27 protein-coding genes are annotated in these 22,680 nt (G+C 68.9%); 14 read left to right on the top strand and 13 right to left on the bottom strand.

The window, feature by feature from the left end; genetic code table 11:
• Window positions 1-4 precede the first annotated feature (4 nt).
• Both NL126_RS06765 and tatC (NL126_RS21960) read right to left on the bottom strand, forming a co-directional pair.
• A complete protein-coding gene (locus NL126_RS06765) occupies window positions 5-658 on the bottom strand; it encodes a hypothetical protein (RefSeq protein WP_255198164.1) in 654 nt (217 codons plus the stop codon).
• 86 nt (window positions 659-744) lie between these two features.
• The gene (gene tatC / locus NL126_RS21960) at window positions 745-2,079 is read right to left on the bottom strand and encodes a twin-arginine translocase subunit TatC (protein ID WP_286670842.1); all 1,335 of its coding nucleotides are present in this window, start codon (window positions 2,077-2,079) and stop codon (window positions 745-747) included.
• Window positions 2,080-2,237: 158 nt separating this feature from the next.
• Between tatC (NL126_RS21960) and tatC (NL126_RS06755) the strand changes: the two genes are divergently transcribed.
• Genes tatC (NL126_RS06755) through NL126_RS06745 form a run of 3 tightly spaced genes read left to right on the top strand, consistent with a single transcriptional unit; the run spans window position 2,238 to window position 5,458 of the window.
• On the top strand, window positions 2,238-4,514 hold the full coding sequence (tatC, locus tag NL126_RS06755; RefSeq protein WP_255198163.1) for a twin-arginine translocase subunit TatC: 2,277 nt from the start codon (window positions 2,238-2,240) through the stop codon (window positions 4,512-4,514).
• Between the two features lie 58 nt (window positions 4,515-4,572).
• On the top strand, window positions 4,573-4,749 hold the full coding sequence (locus tag NL126_RS06750; RefSeq protein WP_255198162.1) for a ribbon-helix-helix domain-containing protein: 177 nt from the start codon (window positions 4,573-4,575) through the stop codon (window positions 4,747-4,749).
• Window positions 4,742-5,458 carry a queuosine precursor transporter gene (locus NL126_RS06745; RefSeq protein ID WP_255198161.1) on the top strand — a complete coding sequence of 239 codons (717 nt, stop codon included), beginning with the start codon at window positions 4,742-4,744 and terminating at the stop codon, window positions 5,456-5,458. The genes NL126_RS06750 and NL126_RS06745 overlap by 8 nt, the downstream gene beginning before the upstream one ends.
• Here the strand turns inward: NL126_RS06745 and NL126_RS06740 are convergent.
• Genes NL126_RS06740 through NL126_RS06725 form a run of 4 tightly spaced genes read right to left on the bottom strand, consistent with a single transcriptional unit; the run spans window position 5,455 to window position 8,375 of the window.
• Window positions 5,455-5,916, bottom strand: a complete 462-nt coding sequence (locus NL126_RS06740; RefSeq protein ID WP_255198160.1) for a hypothetical protein — start codon at window positions 5,914-5,916, stop codon at window positions 5,455-5,457. The two genes, NL126_RS06745 and NL126_RS06740, sit on opposite strands and share 4 nt — an antisense overlap.
• Window positions 5,917-5,953: 37 nt before the next feature.
• Window positions 5,954-6,724, bottom strand: a complete 771-nt coding sequence (locus NL126_RS06735; protein ID WP_255198159.1) for a 23S rRNA (uridine(2552)-2'-O)-methyltransferase — start codon at window positions 6,722-6,724, stop codon at window positions 5,954-5,956.
• A gap of 49 nt (window positions 6,725-6,773) precedes the next feature.
• A complete protein-coding gene (locus tag NL126_RS06730; protein WP_255198158.1) occupies window positions 6,774-7,322 on the bottom strand; it encodes a hypothetical protein in 549 nt (182 codons plus the stop codon).
• A 51-nt stretch (window positions 7,323-7,373) separates the two neighbouring features.
• Window positions 7,374-8,375: a methyltransferase domain-containing protein gene (locus tag NL126_RS06725; protein ID WP_255198157.1), complete on the bottom strand. Its 1,002-nt coding sequence runs from the start codon at window positions 8,373-8,375 to the stop codon at window positions 7,374-7,376.
• Between the two features lie 161 nt (window positions 8,376-8,536).
• On the opposite strand from NL126_RS06725, the gene NL126_RS06720 reads away from it, so the two are divergent.
• Window positions 8,537-9,100, top strand: coding sequence for a TATA-box-binding protein (locus tag NL126_RS06720; protein WP_255198156.1), 564 nt, complete (start codon window positions 8,537-8,539; stop codon window positions 9,098-9,100).
• A 109-nt stretch (window positions 9,101-9,209) separates the two neighbouring features.
• Here the strand turns inward: NL126_RS06720 and NL126_RS06715 are convergent, their stop codons facing one another.
• Together NL126_RS06715 and serB are read right to left on the bottom strand one after the other, a co-directional pair.
• Window positions 9,210-9,434 (bottom strand): hypothetical protein, encoded by a 225-nt coding sequence (locus tag NL126_RS06715; RefSeq protein WP_255198155.1) that lies wholly within the window; start codon window positions 9,432-9,434, stop codon window positions 9,210-9,212.
• Between the two features lie 72 nt (window positions 9,435-9,506).
• Window positions 9,507-10,139, bottom strand: coding sequence for a phosphoserine phosphatase SerB (gene serB / locus NL126_RS06710; protein ID WP_255198154.1), 633 nt, complete (start codon window positions 10,137-10,139; stop codon window positions 9,507-9,509).
• A gap of 155 nt (window positions 10,140-10,294) precedes the next feature.
• Here serB and NL126_RS06705 point away from each other — a divergent pair, with 155 nt between their 5' ends.
• Both NL126_RS06705 and NL126_RS06700 read left to right on the top strand, forming a co-directional pair.
• The gene (locus NL126_RS06705; protein WP_255198153.1) at window positions 10,295-11,149 is read left to right on the top strand and encodes an ABC transporter ATP-binding protein; all 855 of its coding nucleotides are present in this window, start codon (window positions 10,295-10,297) and stop codon (window positions 11,147-11,149) included.
• Complete coding sequence (locus NL126_RS06700) at window positions 11,146-12,633, top strand: fluoroquinolone export ABC transporter permease subunit (RefSeq protein ID WP_255198152.1); 1,488 nt, start codon at window positions 11,146-11,148, stop codon at window positions 12,631-12,633. The genes NL126_RS06705 and NL126_RS06700 overlap by 4 nt, the downstream gene beginning before the upstream one ends.
• Before the next feature lies 1 nt (window position 12,634).
• Here the strand turns inward: NL126_RS06700 and NL126_RS06695 are convergent, their stop codons facing one another.
• Window positions 12,635-12,943 (bottom strand): hypothetical protein, encoded by a 309-nt coding sequence (locus NL126_RS06695; protein WP_255198151.1) that lies wholly within the window; start codon window positions 12,941-12,943, stop codon window positions 12,635-12,637.
• Window positions 12,944-13,055: 112 nt separating this feature from the next.
• On the opposite strand from NL126_RS06695, the gene NL126_RS06690 reads away from it, so the two are divergent.
• From NL126_RS06690 to NL126_RS06660, 7 genes are all read left to right on the top strand, one after another.
• Window positions 13,056-14,084 carry an alpha/beta hydrolase gene (locus tag NL126_RS06690; protein ID WP_255198150.1) on the top strand — a complete coding sequence of 343 codons (1,029 nt, stop codon included), beginning with the start codon at window positions 13,056-13,058 and terminating at the stop codon, window positions 14,082-14,084.
• 48 nt (window positions 14,085-14,132) lie between these two features.
• Window positions 14,133-14,600, top strand: a complete 468-nt coding sequence (locus tag NL126_RS06685) for a hypothetical protein (protein ID WP_255198149.1) — start codon at window positions 14,133-14,135, stop codon at window positions 14,598-14,600.
• A 50-nt stretch (window positions 14,601-14,650) separates the two neighbouring features.
• Window positions 14,651-15,349, top strand: coding sequence for a (d)CMP kinase (gene cmk / locus NL126_RS06680; RefSeq protein WP_255198148.1), 699 nt, complete (start codon window positions 14,651-14,653; stop codon window positions 15,347-15,349).
• Between the two features lie 80 nt (window positions 15,350-15,429).
• Complete coding sequence (locus NL126_RS06675; RefSeq protein WP_255198147.1) at window positions 15,430-15,675, top strand: hypothetical protein; 246 nt, start codon at window positions 15,430-15,432, stop codon at window positions 15,673-15,675.
• Between the two features lie 52 nt (window positions 15,676-15,727).
• Entirely contained in the window at window positions 15,728-16,390 is a 663-nt protein-coding gene (locus NL126_RS06670) for an HAD family hydrolase (protein WP_255198146.1), read from the top strand.
• A gap of 55 nt (window positions 16,391-16,445) precedes the next feature.
• Window positions 16,446-17,366 carry a phosphotransferase family protein gene (locus tag NL126_RS06665; protein WP_255198145.1) on the top strand — a complete coding sequence of 307 codons (921 nt, stop codon included), beginning with the start codon at window positions 16,446-16,448 and terminating at the stop codon, window positions 17,364-17,366.
• 208 nt (window positions 17,367-17,574) lie between these two features.
• Complete coding sequence (locus NL126_RS06660) at window positions 17,575-19,077, top strand: glutamate-cysteine ligase family protein (protein WP_255198144.1); 1,503 nt, start codon at window positions 17,575-17,577, stop codon at window positions 19,075-19,077.
• Here the strand turns inward: NL126_RS06660 and NL126_RS06655 are convergent, their stop codons facing one another.
• The 4 genes from NL126_RS06655 to NL126_RS06640 form a co-directional block, all read right to left on the bottom strand.
• Complete coding sequence (locus NL126_RS06655) at window positions 19,078-19,524, bottom strand: hypothetical protein (RefSeq protein ID WP_255198143.1); 447 nt, start codon at window positions 19,522-19,524, stop codon at window positions 19,078-19,080. It lies immediately after the preceding gene.
• Window positions 19,525-19,646: 122 nt separating this feature from the next.
• Window positions 19,647-20,090 (bottom strand): universal stress protein, encoded by a 444-nt coding sequence (locus NL126_RS06650; protein ID WP_255198142.1) that lies wholly within the window; start codon window positions 20,088-20,090, stop codon window positions 19,647-19,649.
• Between the two features lie 99 nt (window positions 20,091-20,189).
• Window positions 20,190-20,507: a hypothetical protein gene (locus NL126_RS06645; protein ID WP_255198141.1), complete on the bottom strand. Its 318-nt coding sequence runs from the start codon at window positions 20,505-20,507 to the stop codon at window positions 20,190-20,192.
• Between the two features lie 60 nt (window positions 20,508-20,567).
• Entirely contained in the window at window positions 20,568-21,431 is an 864-nt protein-coding gene (locus tag NL126_RS06640; RefSeq protein WP_255198898.1) for an SDR family NAD(P)-dependent oxidoreductase, read from the bottom strand.
• Between the two features lie 121 nt (window positions 21,432-21,552).
• Here NL126_RS06640 and NL126_RS06635 point away from each other — a divergent pair, with 121 nt between their 5' ends.
• On the top strand, window positions 21,553-22,680 hold the full coding sequence (locus NL126_RS06635; protein ID WP_255198140.1) for an ABC transporter substrate-binding protein: 1,128 nt from the start codon (window positions 21,553-21,555) through the stop codon (window positions 22,678-22,680).

Here is a 22,680-nt window from a genome sequence, read left to right as displayed (position 1 = left end):
CGACTCAGACCTGGTAGCCGAACGACCCGTACGACTGTATCTCGCTGGGGATGCGGACGAGCGTGGCTTCGCTGGCGTACGTCCCCTCGGGGTACGGCGGGCCACCGTCGAGCTCGTCCGTCTCGCTGGCCTGACAGTCGCCATCCCACGTTGTATCCTCGTACCGGAGCTGGATGTCGACGCACGCCCTGTCGCCGCACTGGGCGTCGGTCCGCCACTCCAGCCGGTCGAGCCGATGCGTCTCACACTCGGGGACGGTGTACTGGTGGACGAGCACCGTCGCCGTCGACAGGTCGGTGTCGGCGAGGAACTGCCGTGCGGCGTCCGCCCCCGCCGTCGCTCGTGACACGTCGAGCGCCTCCCGGTCGCGCTGGTCGGCGACGAGCCAGGCCTCGTAGGCCCAGCTCGCCGACTCCTCGAACAGGTTCGCCTCGGGAGTGTGCGCGGACGAGCGAACGACCGGCTCCCCGTCGTGGTTTCGTACCGTCGTCGATTCCGGCGCGTCGACGCGGCGGGCGTACGTCGGTTCGCTGGCCGTCGGCGACGGCGTGGCGTCGTCCCGGTCGCCATCGAGGGCTCGCGTCGCACAGCCGGCGAGGCCGACGCCGAGTGCGAGGCCGCCGGCTCGGAGGAAGCGCCGTCGTGTTGGTGGGGACACAGGTGGAGTCGTGCGCTACGCCGAATAGGTCTTCTGGCGGCCGCCCGGCAGCGCGCTCCCGACCCAACCGGGGCGCGTCTGCGGCCCTACTTCCGCCCGGTCCACTTCGCGAGCAGGAGCGTCCCCTCGTGGAGCGTAATCATCGTCGCCGCGACGATGATGGGCGCCATCCCGGTCGGGTCGGGACTGAACAGGAACGCCAGCCCGGCGTAGACGCCCCAGAAGATGAGCCGGCGGTCGGCCATCCACTGTCTCGTCACCAGGCCCATCATCAGCGCGAGCATGATGAACAGCGGAATCTGGAACACGATGGCGAACCCGCCCATCAGCAGCACCATCAGGTCGAACGTCTCCGCGAGGCCGAACGCGATGGTCGTCGCGGAGTCGGAGTAGTAGACGAAGTACGTGAAGATGGCGGGGATGACGAGGAAGTGGGCGAACGCGACGCCGACCGCCGCGAGCACGAGGCTCGTCGGGACGCTCGCGAGGTAGTAGCGGCGCTCCTTCGGGTAGAGCCCGGGGCGCATGAACAGGTACGTCTCGTAGACGAACACGGGGAGCGCGACGAGGAAGCCGGCGAGCGTCGCCACCTTCAGCCGCGCGAGGATGACCGCGAGCGGATGGTAGACACGGGGACACGCGGCGTCGCCCGGCCCGAGGTCCTGCGCCGTCGCGGCGGCTTCGGGACACTGCCCGACGGTTCCCGGGAGATACGAGTACCAGAGGAAGTTGATGAGGTCCTCGCCGAACGGGAACACGATCCCGGAGACGACGGCCATCACGATGACGACGACGCCGAGCCGCTTGACCATCTCCTCGATGTGGTCCGCGAGCGGCATCTCCTGGTCGTCCGGGGCGCCCTCGTGGACTCCGACCTCGTCGTCTACCTCTCCACCGAGTTCGTAGTCGTCGTACGTCGCGTACGGGTCGTCGTCCGCGTACCCGCCGTCAGATGCCGGGGCGTCGAGCGCCGCGTCGTCGGCAGTAGGGTCGTCGGCAGCCGGGTCGTCGGCGGTTCGCTCGTCACCGGCCCACCGCGCCTGCTCCTCGTCGGTGGTGTTCGACTCCGGGAGGCCGTACGCGTCGGTGATGTCACCGAGGTCGTCGTCCGCCTCGCCGTCGTCTTCCTCGTCGTCTGCGGCGAGTGTGTTGAACTCCTCGTCGGTGGTCACCGACGGCACCTCGTCGTCCGCCTCCTCGCCGTCGTCGGAGGCGTCGTCGCTGGAGGGCGTCGAATCGCCCACGGGATCGTCCTCCTCGTCGTCGTCCGGCGCGTCGCCGGGGGATTCGTCAGCGGGCTCGTCCGGGCGCACCGACGGCTCCTCGTCCGTGGACTCGTGGTGGTCCGCGTCAGGCGAGCCATCGGGTGCCGACTCGGTCGACTCCCGGTCCGCTCGGTCGTCGCCCGGCTCCTCGGCCATTAGCGAGTGGTGGGTCCTGCCCGATTGTAAGCCTTCTTCTCCACTCGCGGCCGCCGTCGGCGGGTCACGGGTGGTGCCCCCATCGCCGCCCCGCGTCTCGAATCGGCCGTCCACGCCGTCGTGAAAGATTGATAACGCGGAGCGGCTAACCCACGTGCGTGTCTGGAGCCATCGACGAGGACGTCGCGAACACCGTCATGGACGGCCGGGAGACGCTGGGGGCGATGCTCAGAGCCGCCCAGAAGCATCTCCAGAAGGTGTTCATCCTCTTCGTCATCGGGCTCATCGCCACCATCTACTTCCTCCGGGCGTTCGGCTGGGCGCGGATGAAAGCCGACCTGCTCGCGCAGGCGCCCGACGCCGACATCGTCGCAGTCACGCCGTTCGACGTCATCCTCCTTCAGGTGAAGATCGGCCTCGTCGTCGGTATCCTCCTCGCGTTACCCCTTCTGCTCTACTACTCCCGGGACGCGCTGAAGGAACGCGGCATCTGGCCCCGCGGTGTCCCCCGGTGGAAGATCGCCGTCGCCGTCCTCATGAGCATCCTCCTGTTGCTGGGCGGGGCGGCTTACGGCTATCTGCTGTTCTTCCCGCTCGCCTTCGAGTTCCTCTCCAGCAACGCCGTCCAGGCCGGGTTCCAGCCCAACTACTCCATCGTGAAGTGGGCGCAGTTCGTGTTCCTGCTGTCCATCTCGTTCGGGCTCGCCGCCCAGCTCCCGCTCGCGATGGCCGGTCTCTCGCTGTCGGGCATCGTCCCCTACCAGACGTTCCGCGACTACTGGAAACACGCCATCGTCGGCCTCTACGCCATCGGCGCGCTGTTCACCCCGCCGGACCCGCTCACGCAGGTCATGTGGGCCACGCCGCTCGTGTTCCTCTACGGCTTCTCGCTGTCGCTCACGAAGTTCCTCGTCAACGCCCAGCAGGCCGGCGAGCGCATCGACTCCCGCGAGGTGTTCCGCGACCACTGGAACCGCATCGCTGGCGTCGGCGTCGTCGCCGCCGCCGTCGTGTTCTTTATCGGCCGGGCATTGACGAACGGCGCTGCCGACGCCTACCTCCCCCGCATCGACTCGGTGGCGCTCGTCGGGCCGTACCTCGATACCAAGATTCCGGACGCGCTCGCCACGTCGACGCTGTTCGGCGTCGACGCGACGGTCGCGCTGGCCGTCGCCGCCCTCGGTGTCGGCGTGGTCACCGGCTTCCTGGCGCTCGTCTACCTGATGTTCAAGGCGCTCGACGAGCTCGTCGCCGCCGAGGGTGGACTGGGTGGCCCCGCGCCAGCGAGCACGGGCTCGCCGGGCGACATCGACGTCGGCGAACTGAACGCTGCCGGCGTCCGGGCCGCCCCACCGGAGGCCTTCGCCGACATGACCGAACAGCAGGCGCTCTCGCTGGCCAGTGCGGCGCTCGGGGACGGCGACGACATGAAAGCCGAGGCCATCCTCGACCGCTTCGACGAGGCGCAGGAACTCGTCGAGGCCGACCCCGTCGAGAAGGGTGCGACGGCTTCGGCCGCGAACAACATCGACGAGGACGGCAACTACGTGGAACCCGCCCCCGACGAGGAGGAGGAGGGCAACGTGTTCTCGCGCACCGGTGCGGGAATGCTCTCGGCGTTCACCGAAGACGAGGTCGACGAGGACGACATCGGCGGCTACTACTACGACATCGCCTTCATCGCCTCCTCGCTCTCCTCGAAGGCGTTCCGCATCATCGGGACGTTCATGACCGTCCTCGCGGTCGTCTTCTACGTCCTCTACACGGGCGGCATCGGCCGCCTGCGCGACCAGTTCCTCCGGAAGCTCCCCGACCAGGTCGTCGCCGACCAGGTCGACATCGTGGCGCTTCACCCGGTCGAGGCGCTCATCTTCGAGATCAAGGTCGCGACCATCGCCGGTGCCGTGGCCGCGCTCCCCGTGTTGCTCTACTACGCCTGGCCCGCGCTGAAGGAGCGCGGCCTCGCCCGCGGGGACCGTCGCGTCCTCGGGCTGTGGGGCGGCAGCATCCTCGTGACGCTCGTCGCGGGGAGCCTGTTCGGCTTCCTCTACGTCGCACCGACCATCATCTCGTACCTGGCGGCGGACGCCATCCAGGCGCACATGGTCATCGCCTACCGCATCAACAACTTCGGCTGGCTGGTGTTCTTCACCACCATCGGCGTCGGCCTCATCTCGTGTATCCCGGTGACGATGTGGCTGTTCCACGCCGGTGGCCTCCTCCGCTACGACACGTTCGTCCGGCGCTGGCGCGAGGTCACCATCTCCGTGTTCGCGCTCGTCGCCCTGCTGTCGCCCCGCGGCGTGTTCATGATGTTCCTCATCGGCATCCCCGTGATGGCGATGTACGGACTCGGCCTCGCCGTGCTGTGGGTCGTCACGCTCGGCGGGCGTCGCGGTGGCGGCAAACCCACCGTCGAACCGGCGTCGGACTGACGCCGTAATTCTGCGCGCGACTGACGACGCTTAAGTATTCTCGGGGTAATCGCCGAGTATGCCCAAGATAAGCGTCGAGATACCCCAGGAGCTCCTCGACGACCTCGACGAACACGTCGGCGACGACGGGAAGTACGTCAACCGGAGCGACGCCATCCGCGCGTCCATCCGGAAGAACCTCGACATCCTCGACGAGATCGACGAACGCCACGGTCGCCTCCAGCCCGATGAGTAGAGACGTTCCGCTCGGCGCGACGGCACTGCTCGCGCTGTTCGTCACGGCGCTCGTCACCTCGCAGCTGACGGCCGCCAAACTGCTGGGGTTCCAGCTCCCGTTCTCGATTCCCGTCGCGGGCGCCCAGCTCATCCTGCCGGGTGCGGCCGTCGCCTACGCGCTGACGTACTTCGCGTCGGACTGCTACGCCGAACTCTACGGGAAAATCGCGGCCCAGCGGATGGTCAACGTCGCGTTCTTCATGAACTTCGTCATGCTCGCGTTGGTCTACTCGACCGTCGTCGCGCCCGCTGCGCCCATAAACGCGGTCCCGTCGTCGGCGTACGAGTCCGTCCTCCTGCAGAGCGCCAACATCGTCGGTGCGAGCCTGCTCGCCTATCTGGTCTCGCAGAACTGGGACGTCGTCGTGTTCCACGCCATCCGCGACGTGACCGGCAAGGACAAACTCTGGCTCCGGAACATCGGCTCGACGGCCACCTCACAGATTCTCGACACCGTGCTGTTCGTCGGCGTCGCCTTCTACGTCCTGCCCCGTGCCGGCCTGAACCCCCAGCTCGGGCTTCCGCTCTCGGCCATCGCCGCGCTGATGGTCGGCCAGTACCTCCTGAAACTCACCGTCGCCGTCGTCGACACGCCGTTCGTCTACCTCGTCACGAACCTCGTTCGCTCCTCGGAGTCGGGGCACGCCGACCCCATCGTCTCGGATTAGTACTGTAGCGTATCGCGGCCACACAGGTTCTGCTGGAAGTCGATGTACGGCGGGCCGCCGTCGCCCCGCGAGTGGAGTTCGACGTACAGCTCTTCGTCGGGGTGGTCACCCGTCTCGGCGCAGTCCGGGAAGTACGTGAACTCGCGGGTCGGTCCGTCGTCGTAGCCGGCTCTGACGACGTACTTCCGGCTCTCGACGGCGTCCTCGTCCCGTCGCCTTCCCGAGTCCTCGCTGTCGTGTGGTGGCACATCGAACTGCCGGTCGTAGACGACCGATTCGCTGCGCTCGATGCCGGCCGCTCGCAGCAACTCGACGGAGATGAACCGCCGTTCGTCGGTGAAGTTGAACACGTTCAGCGTGAGCTTCGGCCCGGTCACGAACGGGAGGCGCGAACAGCCGGCGAGTGCCGTCGTCGCGGCGAGCCCACCGGCTCGGAGGGCGGCTCTGCGGGAGGGCATACGCCTGTTGCCCGGCGGCAAGAGAAAGGTGTTCCGGCTACGACAGCTTCTCGGCGAATGCGAACCGTGGCTTCACGTCGTCGACCCGTACGCGGACGGTGTCGCCCGCCTCGGTCCCCGGAACGAACAGCGTGAAGCCGTCGACCTTCGCGATGCCGTCGCCTTCTCGCCCGACGTCCTCGATCGTGACCTCCAGTTCGTCGCCCTCGCGGACGGGTGCAGTGAGGTGGTTCTTCGCGACGAGATACAGTTCGGAGGAGGCGTCACGCGAGGCCTTCGGGTGGACCGTCCGCACGTACTCGAACTCGCGGTCGATATCCGCCCGGAGGTCGTCGGTGTCCGGTCCCTCGAACACCTTCGCGACGAAGTCGCCTTCGGGTCCCAGGAGTTCGAGCGCCGTCTCGAACGCCATCCGCGCGAGATACACCGAGCGGGCGTGGTCGAGGTTGTACTCACCGGTCATGTTCGGCGCCATGTCCGAGATGACGACGTCCGCTTCGCCCACCAGCTCGACGAGTTCGGCGCGCGTCTCCTCGTCGGTCATGTCGCCCTTGATGGTCTCGACGGACGCACCCCCTCGGCTGATGGGTTTGATGCGCTGGAGGTCGACGCCGACGACGGTGCCCTCCTCCCCCGCGAGTTCGGCGGCGACCTGTAGCCATCCGCCCGGGGCGGCCCCGAGGTCGACGACCGTGTCGCCGGGCTGGATGAGCCCCGCGTCCTCGTTCAACTGCTTGAGCTTGTACGCCGACCGCGAGCGATACCCCTCCTGTTTCGCGCGGTTGTAGTACTCGTCCTTGCGTGGCATCTGATTGTTCGTCCTACCCCGTCGAGAAGGAAACGCCTGTCGCTCCGCGTTACTCGCCGCTCCTGTGGCGTCGGGCCAGCGCCGCCACTCCGGCCAGCAGCCCACCCACGGCCGCCAGCGGGCCGAAGCCGGGGCCGATGGCGCTCGACGGAGTCGACTCGGCGGTCGAGACCGGCACGCTCGCGCCGACCTGCTCCACTTCGAGACCGACCTGTCCGTCCGGGCACTCCACGGTCCCGTTGATAATCCACAGCGTCCCGGTGTCGACCTCGGCGTCCCCTGCGACGTGGACCGTCATCTCCGTCTCGCGGTGGTCCTCGTCGAGGCGGTCGAGCAGTCGGCCGTCGAACGCCGAGAGGTCCGTCGGTGACCAGTTCTCGAAGCCACAGCCGTCGACGTCCGCCGGGTCCGTCGATACGTCGGTGGTGCTCCCGAGGTGGACGAAGTAGCCCACGAGGTCCTCGTCGCCCGTGAAGCCGTCCGCGCTCGGAATCACCATCCGGGTCGTGTAGCGGGCCGACGCCGTGGGGACGAGCGCGGCCGCGCCGACTGCGCCTGTCGCTGCGAGCACCGACCGTCGGGACCACGCACTGGACATACCGGACGCTGTCGGCAAACTCGCGGATAAAAGTTGGTGGCTAGACGCCGGCTAGACGCCGACGAGTACCAGCACGTGCCGGTCGAGCGAGCCGTGGACGCGCCGCGTGAACGTCGAATCGACGCGCCAGCCGGCGGCCTCGGCGGCGTCGGCCCACGACCGGTCCCCGACAACGACCGCACGCGGGGCGATTCGCCTGGCCTCGGCGAGCGCGTCCGCGACGAGCGCGTCGAGCGACTGGTTCGCGATTTTCGACTGTCGGCCGTACGGCGCGTCGAACACCACGGCGTCGGCGCTTCCGTCTGCGAGCCCGAGCCGGGTGGCGTCGCCGCGTACGACCGCGAACTCGCCGGGGTCGGCCACCGGCCCGGCGGGCGGTGCCTCGGCGAGGTAGTGCTGGAGGTTCTGTCGGGCGCCGTTCGTCATCTTCCACTGCGCGTCGTTGCCCACCACGTCCGCGCCGACGAGGCCGGCCTCGACGAGGACGCCCCCCGTCCCGCACATCGGGTCGACGACCCGGGCGCCGGGGCGGGCACCGGCGATGTTCGCGATGGCGCGGGCGAGAAGCGGGTCCATCGACCCCGGCTGGAAGAACGGCTTGTCCGTCGGCGCGCGGTCCCCGAAGTCCCGGACCGATTCGACGGCGAGCCAGCCGACCGCACAGCAGTCATCGGAGAACAGCACCCGGAGTTCGTTGTCGGGGTCGTCGAGGTCGACGGCGTAGCCCCGGTCGGTGAGCACACCGCCGAGTTCGCGCTCCGCGGCGCTGGTCGAGACGCCCGTGAGCGACCGGACATCGCGGGCGCGAACCGCCACGGTGCCCTGGAGGTCGACCGTGGCCGCCTCGAGGAGCGTCCGCGCGTCCGCGACCGTCGGCTCGCAGGTGCCGACGAGTCGCGACGCGGCGTGCGTGAACGCCAGCCCCCGGACGCGCTCGGTGACGCCTCTCGCGGTGGCGAGCCCCGGCGCCAGCGGCTCGACGGCCGAGCACGCACTCGCCGCCTCACACCGGGCGAAGGCGTCGTCGTCGCCGGCGAGTTCCAGCAGATACACACCTGCGGTCGGCGGCCGCCGACAATCAACCCGGCGATAGGCCGCCCGCCGCGAGAGCGCCCGAATCCCTCATAAACCCCGACGAGAGTGGTCCGCGAGGCGACCTGTCAAGTCCCGATACGTACCTTTATAAACCTTAAATACGTGGCTTAAACCGAACAATGGACGACCCGAAGGAGACTATCAACATCGAGAACGTGGTCGCGTCGACGGGCATCGGACAGGAACTCGACCTGCAGAGCGTGGCGATGGACCTGGAAGGTGCGGACTACGACCCGGAGCAGTTCCCGGGCCTCGTCTACCGCACCCAGGAGCCGAAGTCGGCGGCGCTCATCTTCCGCTCCGGGAAGATCGTCTGTACCGGTGCGAAGTCGACCGACGACGTCCACGAGTCGCTGCGCATTGTCTTCGACAAGCTCCGCGACCTCAACATCGAGGTCGAGGAGGACCCCGAGATCATCGTACAGAACATCGTTACGTCGGCTGACCTCGGGCGCAACCTCAACCTCAACGCCATCGCCATCGGCCTCGGGCTGGAGAACATCGAGTACGAGCCGGAGCAGTTCCCGGGCCTCGTCTACCGGCTCGACGACCCGGACGTCGTCGCGCTGCTGTTCGGCTCGGGCAAACTCGTCATCACCGGCGGCAAGAAGCCGAAGGACGCCGAGGAAGCGGTCGACAAGATCGTCTCCCGGCTCGACGAACTCGGCCTGCTCGGCAACTGAGGCGCGCGTCTGTTTCTGATTTATCGCCTCGGTCGTGAGTGGTGTGTCCGGTGTGGGACCCATCGGTCACCCGACGCTCCGTCGCACCGAACTCCCGAAGCCGTCACCCCTACCCGTCGAAGAACAGCAAGACGAACAGGCCGACCACGGCCGCGACCGGGTACGCGGGGTGCGCCGTCACGAACGCCAGCACGTCCGCGAGCGTCGCGCCCGCACCGACCGACGAGTAGGACACTGCCGAGCCACCGACGGCCGCGAGCCCGCCGGCCGCCCGGAAGGGGTACTTGCCGACGACGCTACCGAGCCACTCCACGGGGCGTGTCACGACACTCATCTACAACCCCTCTGTTTCGACTGGAGTGAGAAAAACTCGCGTGCGACGGGCGTCTGACGAATGTCGAATTTACTAGACGATGTCCCGCTCCTCGAACATCGCGAGGAGGTCGTCCATCGACTCGACGACGGTGTCGCAGTGCGGTTCGACTGCGGGCTTGGGCGCGAAGCCGACGGCGAGGCCCGCCACCTGCAGCATCGGGAGGTCGTTCGCACCGTCGCCGATGGCGACGGTCTCTGCCATCGGGATACCCTCGTTCGTCGCGAGCGTCTCTAGTTCGGTGTCTTTGGTCCCCTCGATGAGCGGCCCCTCGACCTCGCCGGTGAGTTCACCGTCCTCGACGGGCAGGCGGTTGGCGACGACGGTGTCGACGGTCGTCCCTGCTCGCTCCAGCGCGGCCTCGACGCCCGCATCGAACCCTCCCGTCAGAATGGCGACGGTGTGGCCCGCCTGCCGGAGCGCGTCGATGATCGCGGCGCTCCCCGGCCGGAGTTTCACCTGTCCCCACGCCTTCTCGGCCTTCTTCTCCGGGAGGCCCTCCAGCAGCGCGGCCCGCTCACGCAGCGAGGTGGCGTAGTCGATCTCGTCGTTCATCGCCCGCTCGGTGATGGCGGCCATCTCGTCGTCGACGTCCCGCTGGCGACCCAGCAGGACGGTCATCTCCGAATCGGAGAGCGTCCCGTCGAAGTCGAAGGCTATCAACATGCCCGAGCGTTGGGGACGCGGTGGTTTGAAAGGGTGCGGTTCCGGTCAACCTCGCACTCGTCACGTACTCGCGGCGCCGCCGCTCGGGTTCCCCGTCGGTCGACTTCGCTCCCCTCGCCAGCAGTCTTATCCGTCCATCGCGTCCGTCAACGGGTATGATTCGCGTCCGGGACCTCTCGTACACCTACGCCGGAGCGACCGACCCCGCCCTCCGCGGGCTCGAGTTCGACGTTGAGGCCGGCGAGGTGTTCGGCTTCCTCGGGCCGAGCGGCGCGGGCAAGACGACGGCTCAGAAGGTACTCGTCGGCCTGCTCGACGACTACACCGGCGAGGTGCAGGTGCTCGACCGCGATCTCCACGAGTGGGGCCGCGACCTGTACGACCACGTCGGCGTCGCCGCGGAGACGCCCAACCTCTACGGCAAACTCACCGGGCGGGAGAACCTCGACCTGTTCGCCTCACTCCACGGCGGCTGGGAGCGCGACCCCGACGACCTGCTCGAACGGGTCGGCATCGCGGACGCCGCCGACCGCCGCGTCGCCACCTACTCGAAGGGGATGCGGATGCGGCTGAACGTCGTCCGGGCGCTGCTCCACGACCCCGACCTCGTCGTGCTGGACGAACCCACCGCGGGCATCGACCCGACGAACGCCCGCTCGGTGATGACGCTCGTCGAGGCCCTCCGTGGGGCCGGCCGGACCGTGTTCCTCACGACCCACGACATGACCGTCGCCGACCGGCTCTGTGACCGCGTGGGGTTCATCGTCGACGGCTCGCTCCCGGTCGTCGACACGCCCCGAGCCCTCAAACTCGACCACGGGGAGCCGACGGTTCGTGTCGAGTACCGCGTCGACGGCCGGCTCGAGACCCGGACGTTTCCGGTCGAGAACCTCGGGACCGCCCCCGAGTTCACCGACCTGCTCGCGACCGAGCGCGTCGAGACTATCCACACCGAGGAAGCCACCCTGGAGGACGTGTTCGTCGCCGTGACGGGGGCTGCACTCACGTGAACGGGAGTGCCCTCAGCGCGATGCTGGGGTGGGACGTCCGGCTCCAGCGGCGCTACGGGTTTTATCTCGTCTACACCGTCCTCACGGTCGCGTTCGTGCTCGGTCTGCGGCTCGTCCCACCAGAACTTCGGACCGACGCGGCAGTGTTGCTCGTCGTCACCGACCCCACCGTCCTCGGGTTCTACTTCGTCGCCGCGATGGTGCTGTTCGAGAAGGGCGAGGGGGTGCTCGACGCGCTGGTGACGACGCCGCTCGGCGACCGCGGCTACCTGCTCTCGAAGGTGTGCAGCCTGTCGCTGCTCGCCGTGGTCGCGTCGACGCTCGTGGCGGTGCTCGGTCACGGCTCGGTGCCGGGGCTCGGGGTGCTCGTCGTTGGCGTCGCGCTCGCGTCGTCGCTGTTCGTCCTCGTGGGGTTCGTCGCGGTCGCCCGGTTCGACTCGGTGAACGCCTACTTCATCGCTGCCGTCGGCTGGGGGACGGTGCTGTTCCTTCCGCTGTTCGGCTACGTCGGTCTCGTCGACACCCCGCTGTTCTATCTCCTCCCGGTCCAGCCCGTACTGGTGCTCGTCGAGGGCGGCTTCCGCCCGCTCACGCTCGCGGAACTCGCCTACGGCGTCGGCTACCTCCTCGTCGCCAACGGCGTCGCCTACAGGTGGGCGCGCCGGTCGTTCCGGCGGCACATCGTCCGGGGTGGCGACCCCGGCCGCCACCTCGTCGGGGCGACGCGCTCGGCGACCGCTCGAACCGCTCGTGGCGCGGCGCGGTCACCCGCGGTCGGCCTCGCGCTCGCGGACCTCCGCAACTGGCTCCGCGACCCGATGCTCGTTGTGGCGGCCGCCGGTCCACTCGTGCTCGCCGTCTTCGTCCGGGTCGGCGCGCCGACCGTCGCGGCGCTCGCCCGACCGCTGGTCGCGCTCCCCCCGTACTACCCGCTGCTGGTGGGTGGGCTCGCGGTGCTCGGCCCCTCGATATACGGCTTCGTCGTCGGCATGTTCGTCCTCGAAGACCGCGAGCAGGGCGTGCTCACGGCGTACCGGACCAGTCCACTGTCGGCGCGCGGCTATCTCGGCTACCGCGCGGCGACCGCCTACGTGCTGGCGTTCGCCGCGACGCTCCCCGCGCTCGTCGTCGTCGGGCTCGTCCCCGTCTCGCCCGCGGTGCTCGTCGGGACGGTCGCGGTCGCCGCGCTCGGTGCGCCGGTCATCGCGCTCGCGTTCGGCACGCTCGCGGCCAACACGATCGAGGGGCTCGCGCTCGGCAAGCTCCTCAACCTCGTGGTCCTCGGCCCCGTGCTCGCGCTCGTCGTCCTCCCAGAGCCCGTCCAGTTGCTCCTCGGGGTGTTCCCCGCCTACTGGCCGGTCAAGGCGCTCGTCGCGGCACAGGCAGGCGACCCGACGTGGCCCCTGTTCCTCGTCGCTGGCCTCGTAGCGCACCTGCTCGCGCTCGCAGGGCTCGCGAGATGGTTCGCCCGCCGCGCGGACTGACTCACTCGGCGTACGGCCTCAGCGCCTTCCAGAGCCGTCGCGCCTTGAGGGTCGCGGGCTCCGACGCTGGGGCGGTCCGATAGTGCAGGTCGGCGTGCTCACCGTCGACAGCGGTGACGATGGCGAGGAGCATCCCGCGGCGGGTCCGAACCGTGATTCCGGTCTCGGTCTCGGTCGTCGAGACGCCCTCGACCGCCTCGCGTATCAGGTCGACTGCGCGCGGCGGGCCGACCGCGAGCCGTTCCGTCGTGAACTCCGGGCGTTCGACCTGTGCCTTTCGGACGAGCATCTCCGAGTCGTTCGGGTGCATGGTCTCCCTCCGGCTACTCCTTTGACCTGTGTTACCATAGAACTATCTCCGAACGCCGGGGGACACCTGCCGCGGACCCCGCGCTTATGGACGCGCCAGCGTATCCCCGCGTATGCGAGCCGACGAGCCCCACCCGGAGGTCCAGGTCGTCCTCGAACAGATCGCGGCGCTCGATGCCCTCCCGCTGAAGCAGTTCGGCGCTCGCGGCGCCCGCGACATCTTCGGCCAGTTCACCGCCGACGCCGACGAGCCCGAGGTCGACCGAACCCACGACCTGACGGTGCCGGGCTACGTTCCCGAGGCGGGGGAGCAGCGGGAGGCCGTCCCCGTCCGGCACTATCGGCCAGGTGGGGCCGACGAGGGGCCGTTTCCGACGGTCGTCTTCTTCCACGGCGGCGGGTTCGTCATCGGCGACCTCGACAGCCACGACGTGGTCTGTCGACACGTCTGTGCGAAGGCGAACGTCAACGTCGTCGCCGTCGACTACCGCCGCGCCCCGGAGAACCCGTTCCCGGCGGCGGTCGAGGACGCCTACGCCGCCGTCACGCACGTCGCGGAGAACCCCGAGGAGTTCGACGCCGACGGCCAGCTCGCCGTGATGGGCGACAGCGCCGGCGGCACCCTCGCGGCGGTCGTCTCGCTCATGGCCCGCGACCGGGACGACGGTGAGGCGAGCGGCGCGAGCCGAACGTCGTCGGACGAGCAGCGCGAGTCCGACGGAAGTCCGAGCATCGACCGGCAGGTACTCGTCTATCCGGCGGTCGACGCCAAGCGCGACTACGACTCGTGGGAAGAGAACAGCGAGGGCTACTTCCTGGTCGAGGAGGACATCCTCTGGTTCTTCGACTGCTACTTCGGGAGCGACCTCCACGAACTCAACCCCTACGCGTTCCCGATGGAGGCCAAGCGCCACGGCAATCTCCCGCCGGCGACCGTCGTGACGGCAGGGTTCGACCCGCTGCGTGACGAGGGAGCGGCCTACGCACGGGTCCTCCGTGACGCGGGGGTCGACGTCACCCACCGCAACTACGACGACGTCATCCACGGCTTCATCTCGATGCTCGCGCCGCCGGTCTCCATCGACCGCGCCCACGAAGCGGTCGACGCCATCGTCGCGGACCTCCGGGAAACGTTCGAGTGAGGGCCTGAGCGTCCGAACGTTCTTCGTGGGGGACTGAATAGGAGTGACATGGACGGCGAGGGGGCCGAGTGTAGCCGCTGTGGAGCGACGTTCGACACGCAGGACGAACTCATCGTCCACTCGATGGACACCCACGCGGGCGTCGACTCTGGGGCGGCGACCGACGAGGGCGACGCGGCGAACGGGAACGGAGACCTGCTCCGCGGTGGGGGTTCGGCGCAGCGTAGCGAACGGCCTCGTGGCGACCCCGCCCCGGACGAAATCGACGACGAAGCGGTCGAGCGGCTGCTGGCGGCCGTCGAGCAACAGGCGGCTGCGACCGGTACCCTCCGCATCCAGTACCGCCAGCGGTTCCTCGCCGCCGCCGGCCTCGGCGTCCTCGGTCTCGCCGTCGCGGTCAGCTACCTCCACTTCACCGGCGTCGTCGACACCGCCGTCTACACGTTCGCGCTCGGCACGCTGTTCGGGCTCACGCTGACCTACCTGCAGGCGTTCGTCCAGGCCGTCAGAGGCTGAGTCGCGCGCCGACCCCGAGCTATTTACCGCGGTGGCGCCACCGCCCACGTATGCCGGATTCGGAGGCGGACGCCAGCGCGGACGGTGGGGACGCGAGCGACGGACGCGACGACAGCCGACGCTCGTCGGAGCCGCCGCTGTCAGACGGTGGCCAGGACCTGCGTCGGGTCGAGAGCAACCTCTTCATCACGGTGTCGGGGCCGCCGGGCTGTGGCGCGACCACCGTCGTCGAGCGCCTCGCACGGGCGCTCGACTGTGGCTACGTGAGCGGCGGGGAGATATTCCGCGAACTCGCCGAAGAGCGCGACATGACGCTCACGCAGCTCATCGCGCAGGCGGACGCCGACGAGGAGATCGACCGCGCGCTCGACCGCCGGCTCCGCACCATCGCCGAGCGGTGGGGGGCGGCGAACAAGGCGTTCATCCTCGAGTCGCGGCTCGCCGGCTGGCTGGCCGGCAACCGCGCGGACCTGCGGGTCTGGCTCGACGCCCCCGCCGAGGTCCGGGTCGACCGCACCACCGACCGCGACGAGATGGAGGCGGAGATGCGCGTCCGCGAGGTCTCCGAGAGCGGCCGATACGAGAGCTACTACGGCATCGACGTCGACGACCACTCGTTCTACGACCTCACCATCAACACCGCGCGGTGGAGCCCCGAGGCGGTGACCGACCTCGTGCTGACCGCCATCGAGCGGTACGACCCCGAGGCCGACGAAGGCGCGTTCGAGACGAAGGACATAGAGGTCTGAACACGACGCGCTGTCGTGCCCGGCTCCCTGCCAGCACCCGTCACTGCCGAGTATAAGCTCTCAGCACGCGTAACTCTGCTATGGCATTCGACAACGTGACGTTCTTCGAGTTGCACCTGGACGGCGCACGCTTCGGCAGCGAGACCGCCGAGTCCGCCGACGAGCCCGTGGAGATGGAGGTCGACGACGGGTCCGGCCGCCGCGGGTTCCCCATCGGGTTCCTCGTCGTCCTCGGCATCGGCGCGATCGTCGCAGCCCGCCGGATGCGCCGCGGGAAGGATATCGAACTGGACCTCGAAGACGCCGAGGCCATCGCCGTCGAGTGAGCCGGTCGCACCACCGGACAACGCCTTTTGCTGCGGACGCCCTCCTAGAGTCGTGAGCCGATTCGCCGCCGTCCTGTTCGACCTCGACAACACGCTGTGTCGCCACGAGCAGGAGCCAGCAGCGCTGTTCCGCGCCGCGTTCGACCACGCGGGCATCGAGCCGTTCGGGTCGCCCACGGAACTGTGGGCGGCGCTCGACGGCCCGATCGACCCGGACGACGAACTCGGTTATCTCGCCGACGGGTTCGGGCGACTCGCCGCTGACCACGCCAGAGACGTGGACGCGACGGCGCTCGCTCGCGGCTTCGTCGCGGAGGTGGACAACACCGCCGTCTCGCTGCTCCCGGGCGCGCAGGCGGCGCTCGTCCACGCCCGCAAGCGCGGGGCCGTCGGCCTCGTCACCAACGGTCCCGAACGCCGCCAGTCGACGAAACTCGACGCGCTCGACCTCCACGACGCGTTCGACGTGGTGGTGTACGCCGGCGACATGCCGCGGCGCAAGCCCCACCGCGACCCGTTCGACCGCGCGCTCGACGCGCTCGACGAATCACCCGAGCAATCGCTGTACGTCGGCGACTCGCTGGAGTACGACGTCGCCGGCGCACAGGGCGCTGGCCTCGCCGCAGCGTGGTGTCCCGGCGAGCCGACCGACCCCGGCGACCACCGCCCCGACTTCACCTTCGAGACGCTTCACGAGCTCTCGCGGGTCGTTTGAGTCCCGTCGACCTCCCCACCGCAGAACGTTTGCGCCCAGCGCGCGTCGCTCGTGCATGGACGAGGTCGCCGCGGTCCTCGACCGCGTGTTCCCCGGGCGCGAGCCGACGGCTCGCCAACTCGTCCAGCGGGGAAACCACAAGCGGACGACGCTCGTGTCGTTCGGCGACGAGGCCGTCGTCGTCCAGACGAGCCCCGACGCCGACGCGCTCGCCACCGAGGCGGCGCTGGCGACGGCCGTCCGCGAGCGGACCACGGTGCCGGTACCCGAGATACTCGCGGTCGGCACGCTCGACGGGGCGGGCTACCTCGTCGCCGCACGCGCGCCCGGTGTGGACCTCCACACCCGGTTCACGGAACTGGAGGCTCCCGTCCAGCGGGCGGTCGCCCGAACCTTCGGCCGGTTCCTCGCGGAACTCCACGACGCATTCAGCTTCGACGCGTACGGCGACGTTCGGGCGACGGACGGTGGGCTCCGGGCGACCGGCACCGACGACTGGGCGGCGTGGCTCACCGACGACGTCGAGGCGGGACTGGCGGCGCTCCCACCTGCGTTCGATTCGTTCCACGACCCCGTTCGGACGGCGGTCCGCGAGGCCGTCTCGGACGTCGAGGCGCCCGAGCCGCGGCTGTTCCCGTGGGACCTCCGGCCAGGCAACGCGCTCGTCGCCGAGGGTGCGATAACCGCGGTCGTCGACTGGGGCGGACCGCTCGCCGCCGACGCGGGGCTCGCCGTCGCGAAGGTCGAGCACCTCGTCTGTGACTGGTATATCGTGGATGAGGGACTCCACGAGGCGTTTCGCGAGGGGTACACGGCTGTGCGACCGTGGCCCGCCGTCCCGCGCGGCTATCGGCTCGCGGCGGTGGTGCAGTCGGCCGTCGACTCCCGCGGCGAGGTGACACGGCCCCGCTACCCCGAACGGACGGGCGATGCGGCCGTGGCGTTCCACCGCGATCGGCTCCGTGCGCTCCTGTAGCTCAAGTCCGAATTTCAGCATTCAGTACGTTTAGGTGTGAACCCGGGGTAGGGCTCGGTGCCGTTGGTTCGGGTGGCAGTGCGACACGAGGGGCTATTAGTGTCCTGACCCCGGTACCCCCCGCACCCAGCTGCCACCCGGTTTGCGGCGGCGACGCCATCGCCCGCCAGCCACAGCCTTCTAATCCGAGGCGCACCCAGGTTCGGGTATGTCGGGTTCCGAACTCGCGGCGCGGGTGCGTGCGGCGTTGGATGTCGACGCCGAGGAGTTCGCGTCGCGGGTCGACCGCGAGGTCGAGACGCTCAAGGCCGAGCTCGCCGACGGGACGTTCGACAACCCACAGGCCATCGTCGGCTTCGAGTACGAGTTCTACGCCGTCGACGACGAGACGTACGCGCTGGCGCGGGTGCCGCGTCGCCTGCTCGAGTACATCGGCTTCGAGAAGGAGCTCGGCCTGCACAACGCCGAGATGTCGACCTCGCCCCAGCCACTGTCGGCGTACGGGCTCCGTGCACAGGAGGCCGAGGTGCAGGCGCGGCTCGATGCCGCCGAGCAGGTCGCCACCGCCGAGGGGCTGTATCTCGTGAGCGACGCGATGTGGACCCAGCCACCCATCGGCGAGACCGCGACCTCGTATCTCGCCGACAGCGTCGAGGAGGACGGCGTTCGCCTCGCCACGAACATGAGCGACGCCGTCCGCTATCACGCGATGGCGAACACCGGGTTCCGCTCGGAGATGTCGCTCGACGCACCGCACGTCGAACTCGACGCCGAGACGGTGATGCCCGAGAGCCTCATCACCTCCATCCAGCCGCACTACCAGGTCGCACAGGCGATGGACCTCCCCGAGCGGTTCCGGTACGCCCTGCGCGTGGCCGGGCCGCTGCTCGCGCTCGGCGTCAACTCGCCGTTCTTCCCGCCGGACTGCTACACCGCCGAACCCGAAGTCGTCCTCGACGAGGGGTACGCCGAGAACCGCATCGTCGTCTTCGAGTCCGTGCTCAACCCCGACGACGACGCGAAGGTGACGTTCCCCGACGACATCGACTCGGTCGAGGAGGCGGTCGACCGCGTCGCCGCCGACGAGACGGTCGTCCCGATGCTCCAGGAGGAGACGGGGCGGTTCGACGACCGGTTCGCGCACTTCCGGCACAAACACGGCTCGTTCTGGCGATGGGTCCGACCGGTGTTCGGCGGCCCATCGCGGACGGCGGCGAACGCCCGAATCGAGTTCCGGCCCATCGCCGCTCAGCCCACCGTCCGCGACTCCATCGCCTTCCTCGCGGTGTTCGCGGGCCTGATGGAGTCGCTTCCCCGACTCGAACACCCGGTCTACGACATGGACTGGCAGCACGCGCGCGACAACTTCTACGCCGCGATGCGGGACGGTCTCGACGCCGACCTCCACTGGGTGACGGCCGACGGCGAGGAGACGACGGAGGCGGACGTCTGCTACTCCGAGCTGCTCGAGTACGCCCGCGACGGCCTCGAAGTGCGGGGCCTCTCCACCGAGGAGGCGACCCGCTACATCCAGCCGCTTCGCGAGCGCGCGGACCGCGGCGTCACGCCGGCGTCGTGGAAGCGCGCGCAGGTCCGCCAGCGGTTCGACGCCGGCGAGCCGTTCGCCGAGGCCATCTGGGGGATGCAGAAGGCGTACATCGACCGCCAGCGCGAGACCCTCATCGAGGGGTCGTTCGTCGACTGGCTGTAGTCAGTCGGCGCTCGCCCGTCGCTGTGGACGGAGCGTCTCGTACCCCCACCGCGCCAGCGCGCCGACGGCGAACGCGAGGAGGCCGAGGACGACAGCCATCACTGCGTACGCGCCCAGCCCGTCCAGCTCGAAGAAGTACGCCGCCTGTTCGACCCGCGTCCGGTGGGAGAGCCCCATGAAGGCGTGGTCGGCGTGATTTCCGAGCAGCGCGCCGTAACACACCAGCCACGCGAACAGGAGCCCACCTCGGGCGTAGCCCACGATACCTGCACCGAGGAGGCCGACGAGCGCGGCCTGGCCGGGGATGAACACGACCCCACCAGGGATGTGGAACACGCCGACGGCGTACGCGGCGAACGTGCCGACGAACAGCACGACGGCGACTGCGGGCCACAGTCGACGGTGGGGTTCGCGGCCGAGGAGGAGTTGGCGTGGAGTGGGGACCATGCCCACGGCTACTGGAAGCGGGGACAAAACAGGTCGGATGACACACACGCGCGCTGTACCTATGCGCGAACGGGGCTCCGCTTACGGGCGAACGGGGCGCCGGTCGCTGCGTGCGGTCCTGCTCACTCCATCACGGTCACGACGGGGCGGGTCGCGTTCAGGAGGAGCGCCTGCGTGGTACTTCCGAACAGCGCCTTTCCAGCCGGCGAGCGGCGCTTGCCGCCGATGACCAGATACCGTGCGTCGTGGCTCTCGGCGACGTCGAGGATCTCCTCGACGGGGTCGCCGACCCGGCCGGCCGTCGAGATCACGTCGTCGTCGAACTCGTCGAGCGTCACCTCCACGACCCGCTTCGCGAACTTCGCGGCGTTGTCCTCCTCCTGGGTGAACGAGTAGTCCGAGAACTCCGGGAGCGACTGGATCGTCTCCTTGTGCTCCTCGAACGCTTTGGTGGGAATGACGTGGAGGACGACGAGGTCGTCGCCGTACGCCGACGCGAGATCGTAGGCGACCGAGACGACCTGGCTCTCGCTCTGCTTCTCGCCGATGGCTGCGATGACGGTCATATGTCTGCGTGGATGGCTGTGGCTGGATATATAGCTGCGCCTCGGTGCGCCCCCGGTCGTCCGCGACTGGTCGGGCTGTCACTACGGGTGTTCGGCTCCTCAGCCGCGCCACGAGGGCCGGTTCGGGAGGAGCACCGCCGCCACCACCGCGGGCACGAGAATCAGGAGGAGCCCCAGTTCGGGAGTCGTCACGAGCGCGCCCACGAGCGCCAGCGGTGACTCGCGATCCGCGCCGATGGCCTCGACGGGCGTCGGCTCGTTGTACCAGAGGATGGCCACTGCGAACCCGACGTACGCGACGACCATCGTGAGGCTCCGGGTGACGAGCCAGCGGAGCTTTCGCCACACCGGAAGCGCCTGCCAGCGTCGGTAGCGAGTCGGGATGGCCTGCCAGTCGATGCGCTGTCCGTCTGCCATGCCACGCGTACGCCAACTGCCGGTATAACTACACGCGACGGTTCGACGGGTAGCAGTCGCTTACTGGTACGTCAGGCTCATCCCGCCCTCGTGGTGCATGTCGCCGCCGTTCAGGTGTTTCGCGTGCTCGGAGAACCCCATGACGAACAGGTTGCCGACCTCGTACGGCTCCATCATCTCCTTGACGCGGGTGTGGCCGAGCATCACCTGTTCGACGGTCTCGTCGACCGTGAGCCCTCGCGAGTCCGCGGAGTCGGGCAGCTGCTTGGCGACGAGTTCGGTCTTGACGTACGCCGTCGAGACGGTGAACGCCCGGATGTCGCCGTCGCCCTCCGCTGCCGTGGACTGCGTGAGGCCCCGGAGGCCGAACTTCACGGTGTTGTACGCAACTTTGTCCTGCGTGACGATGTGGCCGTGGATCGAGCACATGTTGCCGACGTGCCCGCGCCCACTCTCCTCGAAGTGGGGCCAGCAGAGCTTGGTCAACAGGAGGGGCGCCCGCTGCATGATGGCGTGCATCTGGTCGTACTTCTCCATCGGGAACTCGGCGATGGGGTCGATGTGCTGGATGCCCGCGATGTTCGCGAGATAGCGGATGGAGCCGAGGGCGGCCGCCTCGCTCACCACGCGCTCCATGTCGGCGTCGTCGGTGAGATCGCCTGCGAGGGGCTCGACGCGCCCAGGCAGGTCAAGCTCGTCGGCACGCTCGGCCACGTCCTCGAGCCCCTCCTCGTCGATGTCGACGCCGGCGACGGTGAGCCCGTTGCCGGCCAGACAGAGCGCGGTCGCGCGGCCGATTCCGGACCCGGCACCGGTGACGACCGCGACGTTCTCGGGCGCGAACCCGGGGTCGTCGACGGTGAGGATGTCGTCGCGGGTCACGTCGCTCGGCCCGTACTTCGCCAGCGCCTCCTCGACGGTCATGTCTGCCATACTCGTACCAGAACGTACGGGGGGGTAAACCCCGACGGAAACATGTGAACCTCTGATTTAGGCTGGCCGAAAAATCGATAGGTTTAGGCCGGCCAAAATCTTCGGTCGGGGTATGCGACGACGCGAACTCATCACGGCGGGGGCGGCTGGCGTCGCGGCTCTCGCCGGCTGTACCGGGCAGACGAACACACCGACGGCGACCGGGTCGGGCGCCGACGCGACTCCAACTGACACCGCGACCCCCGAGCCGTCGTACACGGTGTCGATGGCGCCCGTCGGCGACGTGACGTTCGACTCGGTCCCGGAGACGTGGGTCGCCAACAACGGGAGCTGGGCCGACATGGGTATCGCGCTCGGCCTCGAACCGCCGAAGGGCGTCTGGCTCACGAGCCGCTATCACACCCAGTACTACGACTCGATTCCCGGCGTCTCCGTCGACAAATCGCAGATGGTGAACCTGTATCAGGACGGCGTCAGCAAGGAGCTGTTCCTCGAACTCGACGCCGACGTCCACGTGATTGACCCGAACTTCCTGATGAACCGGTTCAAGGGCTGGGACCAGTCTGACGTCGACGAGATCGCCGAGACCGTCGGCCCGCTGTTCGGCAACTGCATCTACGCCCAGCACTATCCGTGGCACGACGACTACCGCTACTACACCCTGTACGAGGGGTTCGAGAAGCTCGCGCAGGTGTTCAAACGCGAGGACCGCTACGAGGCGTTCGTCGAGGTCGACGACGCGTTCCAGTCGAACCTCGCGCCCGTCGTCCCGAGCGCGGGCGACCGCCCTGAGGTCGCCGTGCTCTGGGGTGTCGGTGACGAACCCGAGCAGTACTATCCCTATCTCATCGGTGGGGGAACCGGGTTCAAACACCTCCGCGACCTGAACGTCCGGGACGCGCTCGCCGAGACGGATATCAAGGACTTCCACGGGAGTCGCGGCGCCATCGACCTCGAGACCGTCCTCGACGTCGACCCCGAGGTGCTCATGCTCCGCGGCTACGAGTCGAAGACGCGGCCGGAGTTCGAGGACAGCGTCGTCGCCTTCCTCGAGAACGACGACGTCGGGTCGCAACTCACTGCGGTCCAGAACGGCGACGTCTACCGCGCCGGCGGCCTGTACCAGGGGCCCATCACGTACATGGTGCTGACCGAGCGCACCGCCGGGCAGCTCTACGGGTTCGACGGCGAACTGTTCGACCGCGAGCGCGTCGCCGACATCGTCGCGGGGAACCTCTGA

This window comes from Halorarius litoreus (assembly GCF_024362405.1).
Classification (GTDB): domain Archaea; phylum Halobacteriota; class Halobacteria; order Halobacteriales; family Haloarculaceae; genus Halorarius; species Halorarius litoreus.
Note: the sequence above shows the minus strand (reverse complement) of the source record. Positions and strands in the feature narration are given on the sequence as shown.

Coding starts and splice junctions, on each gene's coding strand:
- tatC (WP_286670842.1), bottom strand. CDS start 2,079: ATGGCCGAGGAGCCGGGCGACGACCGAGCGGACCGGGAGTCGACCGAG.
- NL126_RS06750 (WP_255198162.1), top strand. CDS start 4,573: ATGCCCAAGATAAGCGTCGAGATACCCCAGGAGCTCCTCGACGACCTC.
- NL126_RS06745 (WP_255198161.1), top strand. CDS start 4,742: ATGAGTAGAGACGTTCCGCTCGGCGCGACGGCACTGCTCGCGCTGTTC.
- NL126_RS06740 (WP_255198160.1), bottom strand. CDS start 5,916: ATGCCCTCCCGCAGAGCCGCCCTCCGAGCCGGTGGGCTCGCCGCGACG.
- NL126_RS06735 (WP_255198159.1), bottom strand. CDS start 6,724: ATGCCACGCAAGGACGAGTACTACAACCGCGCGAAACAGGAGGGGTAT.
- NL126_RS06730 (WP_255198158.1), bottom strand. CDS start 7,322: ATGTCCAGTGCGTGGTCCCGACGGTCGGTGCTCGCAGCGACAGGCGCA.
- NL126_RS06720 (WP_255198156.1), top strand. CDS start 8,537: ATGGACGACCCGAAGGAGACTATCAACATCGAGAACGTGGTCGCGTCG.
- NL126_RS06715 (WP_255198155.1), bottom strand. CDS start 9,434: ATGAGTGTCGTGACACGCCCCGTGGAGTGGCTCGGTAGCGTCGTCGGC.
- serB (WP_255198154.1), bottom strand. CDS start 10,139: ATGTTGATAGCCTTCGACTTCGACGGGACGCTCTCCGATTCGGAGATG.
- NL126_RS06705 (WP_255198153.1), top strand. CDS start 10,295: ATGATTCGCGTCCGGGACCTCTCGTACACCTACGCCGGAGCGACCGAC.
- NL126_RS06695 (WP_255198151.1), bottom strand. CDS start 12,943: ATGCACCCGAACGACTCGGAGATGCTCGTCCGAAAGGCACAGGTCGAA.
- NL126_RS06690 (WP_255198150.1), top strand. CDS start 13,056: ATGCGAGCCGACGAGCCCCACCCGGAGGTCCAGGTCGTCCTCGAACAG.
- NL126_RS06685 (WP_255198149.1), top strand. CDS start 14,133: ATGGACGGCGAGGGGGCCGAGTGTAGCCGCTGTGGAGCGACGTTCGAC.
- cmk (WP_255198148.1), top strand. CDS start 14,651: ATGCCGGATTCGGAGGCGGACGCCAGCGCGGACGGTGGGGACGCGAGC.
- NL126_RS06675 (WP_255198147.1), top strand. CDS start 15,430: ATGGCATTCGACAACGTGACGTTCTTCGAGTTGCACCTGGACGGCGCA.
- NL126_RS06665 (WP_255198145.1), top strand. CDS start 16,446: ATGGACGAGGTCGCCGCGGTCCTCGACCGCGTGTTCCCCGGGCGCGAG.
- NL126_RS06660 (WP_255198144.1), top strand. CDS start 17,575: ATGTCGGGTTCCGAACTCGCGGCGCGGGTGCGTGCGGCGTTGGATGTC.
- NL126_RS06655 (WP_255198143.1), bottom strand. CDS start 19,524: ATGGTCCCCACTCCACGCCAACTCCTCCTCGGCCGCGAACCCCACCGT.
- NL126_RS06650 (WP_255198142.1), bottom strand. CDS start 20,090: ATGACCGTCATCGCAGCCATCGGCGAGAAGCAGAGCGAGAGCCAGGTC.
- NL126_RS06645 (WP_255198141.1), bottom strand. CDS start 20,507: ATGGCAGACGGACAGCGCATCGACTGGCAGGCCATCCCGACTCGCTAC.
- NL126_RS06640 (WP_255198898.1), bottom strand. CDS start 21,431: ATGACCGTCGAGGAGGCGCTGGCGAAGTACGGGCCGAGCGACGTGACC.
- NL126_RS06635 (WP_255198140.1), top strand. CDS start 21,553: ATGCGACGACGCGAACTCATCACGGCGGGGGCGGCTGGCGTCGCGGCT.